Below are 8014 nucleotides of genomic sequence, written 5' to 3'. Positions count from 1 at the left end.
TGGCACGCTGTTGAGTTCTCAAGGAACGGACACTTCCTTCGGACCGCCTTCCAGCGGGCCCTCCGGGCGCTTCGTTCTTTCGTGTTTCCAGCTTATCAGATCCTCGCGGCCGTTCTTACCGGCTTCGTTTCTCCGAATTCCCGCTGGCGGGATTTCCTTCGAACTTCGCTCCGAAGCTTATCAAAGCTTTCGGTGTGCTCAGTCCGCGGGATTTTGCTTCGTCGAAGGATGCGCATTCATAAAACGCGCTCACCTCGATTTGGCGGTGTCGTAGACACTAACGCCCGGGACTGACCGTTGTCCAGTCTGTCCCAACCGTTCAAACCTACTAGCCCACCCTCACCACGTCAATGGTTTGGTCGGGATGCGAGAAGAGTACCAGGTCAGAGGCGTGTGGATCACCTCGCCTCAGGCCGCGACGGGTTGCAGATCCGCCCGATCGGCCGCGTCCAGATCACCGACTTCGCCGGCCTCGGCGGCCTTTCGGCCCCACACCAGCGCGTAGAGGAGGAATGCCGCCTCGGCCAGCACGCCGATCGAGATGCGCGCCCAGGTGGGCAGTCCGGAAGGGGTGACGAACGCTTCGAGTACACCGGAAACGGCCAGCACCGTCGCGAGGCCGATGGACATGCCGATGATGGAGCGGCCCTGTTCGGCCAGGGCCGTTCCACGGGTGCGCGGGCCGGGGTCGATGACCGTCCAGCCGAGGCGCAGACCGAGGCCGCCGGCCACGAACACCGCGGTCAGCTCCAACAGGCCGTGCGGGATGAGCAGGCCGAGGAAGACGTCGAGTCGCCCGGCGGAGGCCATCAGCCCGACGCCGACACCGAGGTTGACCACGTTGGTCCACATCACCCAGAGCACCGGGAGACCCAGCGCGATCCCGAACAGCAGGCACTGCACGGCGATCCAGGCGTTGTTCGTCCAGACCTGTGCGGCGAACGAACTCGCCGGGCGGTCCGAGTAGTACGACTCGTACTGCCCGCCCGGGCGGGTCATCTCCCGCAGGTGATCCGGGGCGACCAGGCTGTTGCGGACCTCGGGGTGGGTGGCCATCCACCAGGCGAGCACCGCAGTGGCCAGCAGCGAGACGACCGCGACCGGCACCCACCAGCGGCGCGCGCGGTACAGCGCGGCCGGGAAGCTCACCGTGTAGTACCGGGCGACGTCGTGCCAGCCGCTGCTGCGCGATCCGGTCACCGCGCTGCGCGCCCGCGAGACCAGGCCGGTCAGTCGGCTGAGCAGGGCCGGGTCCGGTGCGGCGGCCTGGACCTTGGCCAGGTGGCCGGTGGCGCGCTGGTAGAGAGTGACCAGTTCGTCGGCCTCCTCCCCGCTGAGCCGGCGCCGTCGGGCGAGGGCGTCCAGCCGTGCCCACTCCCCCTGGTGGGTGGCGACGAAGACGTCCAGGTCCATTCGGCGGCTCCATGGTCGGCGGTGGGCGCGAGGGGCCCGGTCGCGGGCGGGCGGACGGGCGGGTACGTACGGACACGCGCGGCCCAGCATGCCAGGAGCGGTGGGCACCCCGGCCGCCGGGATCTCACTTCCCGTGCGGCCACCGGGCGCCGTATGTTTGCGGCTGCGGATCAGACTGCGGAGAGCAGGTCGTGGGGGTCGGTCCGGGTGACGTCCCTCCCCTCGTCCGTGCCGCCCTCGGCGGCCTCCATGAGTGAGCTGTACGGCTCCACGAACGTGAACGGACAGGTGTCTTGAGCGACCTGGTGACGGGTGAGGCGGTCGTCCTCGACCTGCAGACGGCGAAGCTTCCCAGCCGGGCGCTGGCGATCACGCTGGACCTGCTCGTGGAGTTCGCCGCCCTGTTCCTGGTCTCGCTCACCCTGAGCGTCGCCCTGATCGGACTGGACGGTGCAGCGCTGGCGGCCACGCTGATCGGGTTGCTGGTGTTCTTCCTGGTGGCCGTGCCGGTGATGGTCGAGACCTTCAGCCACGGGCGCTCGCTCGGCAAGGCCGCGCTCGGCCTGCGGGTGGTGCGCACCGACGGCGGCCCGGTGCGGTTCCGGCACTCGCTGGTGCGCGGGCTGGTCGGCTTCATGGAGCTGGTCGCCATGACCGGCGTGCCGGCGGTGATCACCTCGGCCGTGAACGCGGACGGCAAGCGGCTGGGCGACATCTTCGCCGGGACGGTGGTCGTCCGCGAGCGCACCCCGGGTGGTGGGACGCCGCCCCCGCTGCCGCCCGTGCACCCGCACCTGCTCCAGGCGATGGGCCGGGAGCTGGTCGCGATGGACCTGTCCGCGGTGCCGGAGCCGCTCTGGCTGGCGATCCGCCAACTGCTGGGCCGCATAGGCCAGTTGGACCCGGCGGTGGCGCTCCAGATGTCCACCCGGCTGGCCGGCGACCTGGCCGCCCGGACCGGTCACCCGGTGGCGCAGGGGCTGCACCCGGCGGCGTACCTGGGCGCGGTGCTCACCGAGCGCCAGCGCCGGGAGTGGACGCGGGCCCAGGCGCAGTGGCAGCGGACCGCGGCCCCCGCACCCGCCGCGTGGCCGGCTCCCGCGCCCCAGCCGGCCGCCCCCTCCTTCGAGAAGCCCGCCCCGCCCACCGCCGACCAGCCGTCCCCGGCACCGGCACCAACCCCGGAACCGGCCCCGACACCGGCCCCCGACACCGGCTTCGCGCCGCCCGCCTAGGCTCACCGCGCCCTCGGGCCCGCCGCCCGACCCACTCAGCCCGGCCCGCGCAACCCGGACCTACTCCCCGAACTGCGCCGGCCAGGCGTTCGGCGGCGACGCCAGCTCCTCCAGTTCGATCCCGTCGGCCGCCAGCACCACGTCCCCCGCGAGGTGCACGACCTGCTGCTCGCCGGTCTCCAGGTCCGCGACCTGGTACCGCTCGACCAGCAGCGGCCCGGAGTCGGTCTGGTGCGTGTCGACACCCTCCAGCAGCCACCCCTGGTCGAAGGTGCGCGGCGCCAGCACCGGTTCGGTGAACGCGACCAGCCGCACCCGCGCGCTCGCCCCCTCCCGCAGCCGCAGCAGCCGGGCGGTGGCGACCAGGAAGGCCGGCGAGCCGCCGGTGAACCCGTGCGCCCGGTCGTGCCCCTCCACGCTGTGCTCGCCGCCCGGGTCCGCCGCGTCCGTCCGGACCCAGGCGACGCCGTCCACCGCGCCGCCGCGCACCTGCCAGCCGCCGGCCCGCAGCTCCATCCGCAGCGGGCGGGCCCGCGAGTCCAGGGTGAGGTCGACGCTGCCGATCACCCGCCCGTCCGGCGCGTAGGTCTTGGAGACGTACCGCCAGCCGGCCGCCCCGGGGGCGCAGCTGAAGCGCTCCTCCCCGAGCAGCACGCGGTCGTGACCCAGAGGAGTCATGGCTGTATGGAGCGAGTACCGGCCGTTGGGCATGCCCGAAAGCCTACGTGCGCATTCGCATGCAACGTTCGGGGCGGGTGCCCGCATTAGGGGGGTGGACGGCGCGCACGAGCGCCGACGACACGAGGGAGAAGGGGGGCGCAGATGGCGAAGCAGGCACGCGACGAGGAGTTCACGGAGTACGTGACTTCCAGGAGCGGCTGGCTGCGCAAGGTCGCCTATCTGCTGTGCGGGGACTGGCACCGCGCGGACGACCTGGTCCAGGAGACCATCACCAAGCTGTACGTGAACTGGTCGCGGGCAGGCCGCATGGAGAACCTGGACGGCTACGCCCGCAGGGTGCTGGTCAACACCTTCCTGGCCGAGCAGCGCACCTCCTGGTGGCGGCGGACCAGCCGGCCGGGCACCGACCTCGACACCGAGTCCGTGCCCGTCGACCTCGACGCCTCGCTGGACCTGCGCCACGCCCTGGCGACGCTGCCGGCCCGCCAACGGGCGGCCGTGGTGCTCCGGTACTACTGCGACCTGACGATCGACCAGGCCGCCGACGCCATGGGCTGCTCGTCGGGCAACGTCAAGAGCCAGAGCTCCCGGGCCCTGGACACCCTCCGCGGCAGGCTCGCCGCCCGCCCCACCGTCGCAGAGAGGACGCCATGACCAGCAAGGATCACCACGACCTCACCGCCCGGCTGACGGCCCTCGCCGACGGGTCGGCGCCACCTGCGCGGTTCGACGCCGACCGCTCGATCGCCGAGGGCACCGCCCGGCTGCGCCGTCGCAAGCGCGCCGCGGTCGGCGCCGTCGCCGCCGTGACGGTGGCGGTGGTGGCGACCACCGCGCTGCTGGCCCCGGGAAGCGGCACCGTCACCCCGACACCGCCGGCGGGGCCCACCCCGAGCACCTCGCCGTCCTCGACGCCGACTCCGACCCCCACCCCGACCGTGAGCGGCATCGACCCGCTGACCACCGAGGTCCACTTCGGCTGGCTGCCCGACTGGGTGGGCGGCGAGCAGCACATCGGCTACGAGACCGGCTACCACGGCATCTACGCCCAGGCCCGAGGCGCGGGCAAGAACGCTGCCCGCATCAGGCTCTCCCAGTACCCGGCGGGCTCCGAGCCCCCGATGACGGGGGTCAACGTGAAACTCAGCAAGGTCGACGCCGAACCGGTCAACGGACGACCGGCCTACCGGGTGGTCGCCGACCAGCCCGAGAGCTACCAGCCGACGCTGCGCTGGCTGACCCCCGAGGGCCGCTGGGCCGAGGTCAGCGTGGACGGCCAGACGCCCGGGGACGTCACCGACGAAGTCCTCCACAAGGTCGCCACCGGCGTCCGGTTCGGCCACTGGAACGTCCCGCTGCCGGTGCAGTTCACCGGCCTGCCCGAGACGTTCAAGGCCACCGACGTCATGCTCTCGCGTCCGGACCTGGACGGCGTCGGCGCCTGGGACCTGTGGCTGATGTTCCAGGTCGAGGGGAAGAACGTCTCGGTCAGCATGCGGCCGGTCGGGCCGCGCCCGGTCTACACCAGCACGGACGGCTCGCCCTACACCGACCCGCACCCGCCCTTGGAGTCCGTCCAGAACGGGGTGGAGATCTCCATCGGCACCGGAGCCGGCGATCCGCCCTCCCTGGAGCAGCTCGGTGGCCTCCCCTGGATGCTCGCCCACACCAAGGCCCTCGGCCCGGACGCCGCCGACTGGACCACCGACGTCATCGTGCCCTGAACACAGACCGCCGAACGCGCCGGTGGCCGGCACCCCTGCGCAGGGGTGCCGGCCACCGGCGTACGCCGCACCGCGTCAGCCGCGGTTCACCGCATCAGTAGCGGTACTGATCCGCCTTGTACGGGCCCTCGACCGGGACGCCGATGTAGTCGGCCTGGTCCTGGCTCAGGGTGGTCAGCTTCACGCCGAGCGCGTCGAGGTGCAGCCGGGCGACCTTCTCGTCCAGGTGCTTGGGCAGCACGTAGACGCCGATCGGGTACTGCTCGGTCTTCGTGAACAGCTCGATCTGGGCGATCGTCTGGTTCGCGAAGGAGTTGGACATCACGAACGACGGGTGGCCGGTCGCGTTGCCCAGGTTCAGCAGGCGGCCCTCGGAGAGGACGATGATGGTGCGGCCGTCCGCCTTGCGCCACTCGTGGACCTGCGGCTTGACCTCGGTCTTCACCACGCCGGGCAGCTGCGCCAGGCCGGCCATGTCGATCTCGTTGTCGAAGTGGCCGATGTTGCCGACGATGGCCTGGTGCTTCATCCGGGCCATGTGGGAGGCCATGATGATGTCCTTGTTGCCCGTGGTGGTGATGAAGATGTCGGCCGTCTCGACGACGTCCTCCAGGGTGGCGACCTGGTAGCCGTCCATCGCCGCCTGGAGCGCGCAGATCGGGTCGATCTCGGTGACGATGACGCGGGCGCCCTGGCCGCGCAGCGACTCGGCGCAGCCCTTGCCGACGTCGCCGTAGCCGCAGACGACGGCGACCTTGCCGCCGATCAGGACGTCGGTGGCGCGGTTGATGCCGTCGATGAGCGAGTGGCGGCAGCCGTACTTGTTGTCGAACTTCGACTTGGTGACCGAGTCGTTGACGTTGATCGCCGGGAACAGCAGCTGGCCGTCACGGTGCATCTCGTACAGGCGGTGGACACCGGTGGTGGTCTCCTCGGTCACGCCCTTGATGGTGGCGGCGACCTCGGTCCACTTGTTCGGGGAGTCCTTGAGGGTGCGGTTGAGCAGCTCCAGGATGATCCGGAACTCGTCGTTGTCCGCGGTGGACGGGTCCGGCGCGGCACCGGCCTTCTCGAACTCGACGCCCTTGTGGATCAGCAGGGTGGCGTCGCCGCCGTCGTCCAGGATCATGTTCGGGGTCTTGCCCTCAGGCCAGGTCAGGGCCTGCTCGGTGCACCACCAGTACTCGTCCAGGGTCTCGCCCTTCCAGGCGAAGACCGGCACGCCCTGCGGGTTCTCCGGGGTGCCCTCCGGGCCGACCGCGATGGCGGCGGCCGCGTGGTCCTGGGTGGAGAAGATGTTGCAGGAGCACCAGCGGACCTCGGCGCCCAGGGCGGTCAGGGTCTCGATGAGGACGGCGGTCTGCACGGTCATGTGCAGCGAGCCGGTGATGCGGGCGCCGGTCAGCGGCTTCGACTCGGCGTACTCGGCGCGGATCGACATCAGGCCGGGCATCTCGTGCTCGGCCAGCTGGATCTCCTTGCGGCCGAACGGCGCCAGGGAAAGGTCGGCGACCTTGAAGTCACCGGTGGTGTCGGTCGACATGCGTCTGCTCCTCGCTGATGGGGTGGGCGTGGCCAAGGTCCTGTGTGTGCGGTCGCAGCGGGGCGGGGCCGTACGGGTGCACGGCTACGCCGGGGCGGCCGGATCCGTGGTGCTGGACCGGTTCCCTGCTGCGCAGCACAAACCGTCGGAGGACCTCTCTCCCTCGACCGGGGCACACCCCACAGGGGCGGACCGCCGATCAACCGCCATCAGCAGCGACGTTCTGGCTCTGGTGACGAATCTACACCGGCGGCCCCACCGGCCGTCCGCCGATGAGCGATTTCGGCCTCGGACCGGACGGGTCCTCAAGCGGATCCCAGCCGGCCCCCTGGTCCGCCCCCGGCCGGCCCCGGCCAGGGGCGGCCCGGCGCCGGTCAGTGCGAGGCGCCGGGCCCGGGCCCGCCGGGGGTGGCCGCCGGGTCCTCGCCCGCGGCGGCCTTCTCGGCGCTGTAGACGTCGGGCTCCAGGTAGATCGCCCGCGCGATCGGGACGGCGGCCCGGACCCGCTCCTCCGCCGCGTCGATCGCCTGCGCGACGCGGGCGGCGCTGTCCTCCGCGTTGACCGCGATCTTGGCGGCGACCAGCAGTTCCTCCGGCCCCAGGTGCAGGGTGCGCATGTGGATCACGCCGGTGACGGCCTCGCCGTCCACCAGCGCCTCGCGGATCCGGCGCACCGAATCCCGGTCGGCGGACTCGCCGAGCAGCAGCGACTTGGTCTCCAGGGCGAGCACCACCGCGATCACCACCAGCAGGAGGCCGATGCCCAGGGTGCCGACGCCGTCCCAGACGCCGTCGCCGGTGACCACGGTGAGCGAGACGCCGAGCAGCGCGAGCACCAGGCCGATCAGCGCGCCGGCGTCCTCCAGCAGCACCACCGGCAGCTCCGGGGCCTTGGCGGTGCGGATGAACTGCACCCAGCCCTGGCCGCCCTTGGCCTTCGCCGACTCGCGCATCGCGGTGAGGAAGGACCAGCCCTCCATCGCGACGGCGAAGAGCAGCACGCCGACCGCCCAGCCCCAGGAGTCCAGCTTCTCCGGGTGGTTGACCTTGTGCCAGCCCTCGTAGATCGCGAACAGGCCGCCGACGCTGAAGAGGACGATCGCCACCAGGAAGCCGTAGACGTAGCGCTCGCGGCCGTACCCGAACGGGTGCTCCTCGTCCGCCTCCCGGCGCGCCCGCTTGCCGCCGATCAGCAGCAGCACCTGGTTGCCCGAGTCGGCGACCGAGTGCACGCCCTCGGCCAGCATCGACGAGGAGCCGGTGAAGCCGAAGGCGGTGAACTTGGCCACCGCGATCGCCAGGTTCGCGGACAGTGCCGCGACCAGTGCCTTGGTGCCGCCTTCTGTACTCATGCTTCGGGTCCCTCCGCCGCAATGGCTGGTCGCGCTGCTCCGTCGAGCGCTTACCGTACCGGCCGT

General features: G+C 71.5%; 7 protein-coding genes. 3 read left to right on the top strand and 4 right to left on the bottom strand.

Annotated features, from left to right (window positions below):
• Positions 1 to 408: 408 nt before the first annotated feature.
• Positions 409 to 1413 carry a stage II sporulation protein M gene (locus tag ACFWPT_RS35090; protein WP_063349146.1) on the bottom strand — a complete coding sequence of 335 codons (1005 nt, stop codon included), beginning with the start codon at positions 1411 to 1413 and terminating at the stop codon, positions 409 to 411.
• Between the two features lie 293 nt (positions 1414 to 1706).
• Between ACFWPT_RS35090 and ACFWPT_RS35085 the strand changes: the two genes are divergently transcribed.
• Entirely contained in the window at positions 1707 to 2648 is a 942-nt protein-coding gene (locus ACFWPT_RS35085; RefSeq protein WP_380486799.1) for an RDD family protein, read from the top strand.
• Positions 2649 to 2708: 60 nt separating this feature from the next.
• Here the strand turns inward: ACFWPT_RS35085 and ACFWPT_RS35080 are convergent, their stop codons facing one another.
• The gene (locus ACFWPT_RS35080) at positions 2709 to 3359 is read right to left on the bottom strand and encodes a hypothetical protein (protein WP_350886472.1); all 651 of its coding nucleotides are present in this window, start codon (positions 3357 to 3359) and stop codon (positions 2709 to 2711) included.
• Between the two features lie 111 nt (positions 3360 to 3470).
• Here ACFWPT_RS35080 and ACFWPT_RS35075 point away from each other — a divergent pair, with 111 nt between their 5' ends.
• Both ACFWPT_RS35075 and ACFWPT_RS35070 read left to right on the top strand, forming a co-directional pair.
• On the top strand, positions 3471 to 3983 hold the full coding sequence (locus ACFWPT_RS35075; RefSeq protein WP_380380942.1) for a SigE family RNA polymerase sigma factor: 513 nt from the start codon (positions 3471 to 3473) through the stop codon (positions 3981 to 3983).
• Positions 3980 to 5053 carry a hypothetical protein gene (locus ACFWPT_RS35070; RefSeq protein ID WP_380486797.1) on the top strand — a complete coding sequence of 358 codons (1074 nt, stop codon included), beginning with the start codon at positions 3980 to 3982 and terminating at the stop codon, positions 5051 to 5053. Before ACFWPT_RS35075 ends, ACFWPT_RS35070 begins: the two co-directional genes overlap by 4 nt.
• Before the next feature lie 94 nt (positions 5054 to 5147).
• On the opposite strand, the gene ahcY is transcribed toward ACFWPT_RS35070, so the two are convergent.
• A complete protein-coding gene (gene ahcY, locus ACFWPT_RS35065) occupies positions 5148 to 6596 on the bottom strand; it encodes an adenosylhomocysteinase (protein ID WP_063349141.1) in 1449 nt (482 codons plus the stop codon).
• 374 nt (positions 6597 to 6970) lie between these two features.
• The gene (locus ACFWPT_RS35060; protein WP_380430764.1) at positions 6971 to 7948 is read right to left on the bottom strand and encodes a cation diffusion facilitator family transporter; all 978 of its coding nucleotides are present in this window, start codon (positions 7946 to 7948) and stop codon (positions 6971 to 6973) included.
• Between the last annotated feature and the right edge of the window lie 66 nt (positions 7949 to 8014).

The sequence above is a fragment of the Kitasatospora sp. NPDC058478 genome (assembly GCF_042720345.1).
Lineage (GTDB): Bacteria > Actinomycetota > Actinomycetes > Streptomycetales > Streptomycetaceae > Kitasatospora.
The sequence above is the reverse complement of the archived record's forward strand: the minus strand, read 5'-3'. Positions and strand labels throughout refer to the sequence as shown.

Coding starts and splice junctions, on each gene's coding strand:
- ahcY (WP_063349141.1), bottom strand. CDS start 6,596: ATGTCGACCGACACCACCGGTGACTTCAAGGTCGCCGACCTTTCCCTG.
- ACFWPT_RS35090 (WP_063349146.1), bottom strand. CDS start 1,413: ATGGACCTGGACGTCTTCGTCGCCACCCACCAGGGGGAGTGGGCACGG.
- ACFWPT_RS35075 (WP_380380942.1), top strand. CDS start 3,471: ATGGCGAAGCAGGCACGCGACGAGGAGTTCACGGAGTACGTGACTTCC.
- ACFWPT_RS35070 (WP_380486797.1), top strand. CDS start 3,980: ATGACCAGCAAGGATCACCACGACCTCACCGCCCGGCTGACGGCCCTC.
- ACFWPT_RS35080 (WP_350886472.1), bottom strand. CDS start 3,359: ATGCCCAACGGCCGGTACTCGCTCCATACAGCCATGACTCCTCTGGGT.
- ACFWPT_RS35060 (WP_380430764.1), bottom strand. CDS start 7,948: ATGAGTACAGAAGGCGGCACCAAGGCACTGGTCGCGGCACTGTCCGCG.